Below are 1,059 nucleotides of genomic sequence, written 5' to 3'. Positions count from 1 at the left end.
GCTTTCGAACCGCCATCAAATCTTGCAAATTCCCACTTGAACTCAACGGGCCGTCCACGCATGATTCTGTTGGTTTGCAACAACTGACGGAATCACGATGACTTGGACTGAAACCGCTCGACGGCGATACTGCCGGGCCGGCTTGCGCTATGCAAGCAATCTCACTGATGCCGAATGGGCTTTGATCGTGCCGTTCATGCCAGCACCGGCGCGGTTGGGGCGGCCGCGCTCTGTCTCGCTGCGCGTGATTGTTGAAGCGATTCTCTACATTCTATCCACTGGCTGCCAATGGCGGCAACTGCCCAGGGAATTCGCGCCCTTCACGACGGTGCAGGCATATTTTTACCATTTCAGCCGTGATGGCACTCTGGTACGCATCAACCAGGCGCTGGTCGCGCAGGCGCGGGAGCTGGCCGGACGCACGGCATCGCCAACCGCGGGCGTGATGGACAGCCAGTCAGTGAAAACGACCGAGGCGGACGGGCCGCGCGGGTTCGAGGCGGGTAAGAAGATCAAGGGGCGCAAACGGCATATCGTCACCGATACGCTCGGGAACCTCGTCGGGCTTGTTATCCACCCCGCCAATTTTCAAGATCGCGATGGTGCGCCCGGCGTGCTCAAATCCATTCGCAAGAAATATCCTTTGCTGAGGCATGTTTTCGCCGATGGCGGCTATGCCGGACCTAAACTGCAAGGACGCCTCAAAAAGATCGGGAAATGGACCACCCAAATCGTAAAAAACTCCGACACAGCAGAAGGATTTGAACTCCCGCCCCGCCGTTTGGTTGTCGAGAGAACCTTCGCCTGGCTCGGCCGGTGCCGCCGCCTCGCCAAAGATTTCGAAGCAACAATCGCCAGTGCTACCGCATGGCTCCTGCTCGCCCATATTCGCCTGCTCACAAGAAAAATCACACGAAAAGGTTAGGCGCACTACCACTCAGAGTCAGGTTCCTACACTGTATAGCACAAGCAAGGGTCGCCGTAAAGTAAATGCCAGGGTAATTTGTTGAAGTACCCATCCTATTGATCCGACGCGATTTTATATGATTCGGTGTGGCC

1 protein-coding gene is annotated in these 1,059 nt (G+C 56.6%); it reads left to right on the top strand.

Annotation, left to right across the window (positions count from 1 at the left end; genetic code table 11):
* The first annotated feature begins 97 nt into the window (after positions 1-97).
* Complete coding sequence (locus QQJ84_RS09375) at positions 98-925, top strand: IS5 family transposase (RefSeq protein WP_284257902.1); 828 nt, start codon at positions 98-100, stop codon at positions 923-925.
* Positions 926-1,059 lie beyond the last annotated feature (134 nt).

The sequence above is a fragment of the Acidocella aquatica genome (genome assembly GCF_030160635.1).
GTDB lineage: Bacteria > Pseudomonadota > Alphaproteobacteria > Acetobacterales > Acetobacteraceae > Acidocella > Acidocella aquatica.
The sequence above is the reverse complement of the archived record's forward strand: the minus strand, read 5'-3'. Positions and strand labels throughout refer to the sequence as shown.